The 827-nt window shown below is 77.1% G+C and carries 1 protein-coding gene; it reads left to right on the top strand.

Annotated elements, in window-relative coordinates:
* Nucleotides 1-827 (top strand): NB-ARC domain-containing protein (locus GT030_RS03950; protein WP_237522181.1); only part of this gene is annotated, 827 nt, incomplete at both ends.

Raw genomic sequence — 827 nt, 5'->3', positions numbered from 1 at the left:
GCGCGCTCGGTGCCCCCGCCCCCGCGGGCGCCGCCGAGGACGAGCTGACCGAGGCCCTGCGCACCGCCCTCGCCCGCCGGCGTGCCCTGCTCCTGCTGGACGACGCCACCGGGGCCGAACAGGTCGACGCCCTCATCCCGGACGCCCCCGACTGCCTGGTGGTCGCCGTCTCCCGCGGCCCCCTCACCGGGATCACCGACGTCCGCCCCTGCACCCTGGGCGGCCTGGACACCAAGTCGGCGGTGGAACTGCTCACCCGGTACACCGGCTCGGTCCGCGTCACCGTCGATCCGCGCTCCGCCGAGAGCCTCGCCGAGATCTGCGAGGGACAGCCCGCCGCCCTCACCCTGGCCGGCGGCTGGCTCGCCGCCCGCCCCCAGACGGCCGTCTCCGACCTGGCCAAGCGGCTGCACAGCGACCCCGACGACGCCCCCGTCCTGGCCCGCGTCCTCCAGCTCGTCCACGACGGACTGCCCGCCGCCACCGCCCGGACCCTGCGCCTGCTCTCCCAGGCCCCGGCCGGCACCGTCGACGCGCACTCCGCCTCCGCTCTGGCCGGCTGTTCGGTCAAGACGGCGCAGACGGTACTGCGGGAACTCGCCGCCCTCGGCCTGCTCCGCCCGGTCGCCGGCCCGCTGCCCGAGTACGACATCCCCGGTTGCCTGCACCCCCTGCTGCGCGCGCTCGCGGAGGCGGGCGAGCGCCCCGCCGAACTCCAGTTGGCCCGCGCCCGGCTGCTGGAGCGGGACGTACGCCTCCTCCAGTCCTGCCGCGCCGCCACCGAGACCGACAGCCCCCAGGCGCAGGAGAAGCTCCAGGCGATCCCG

The organism is Streptomyces sp. SID1328, assembly GCF_009865595.1.
Classification (GTDB): Bacteria; Actinomycetota; Actinomycetes; order Streptomycetales; family Streptomycetaceae; genus Streptomyces; species Streptomyces griseoluteus.
This window is presented reverse-complemented; position numbering and strand designations above follow the sequence as displayed.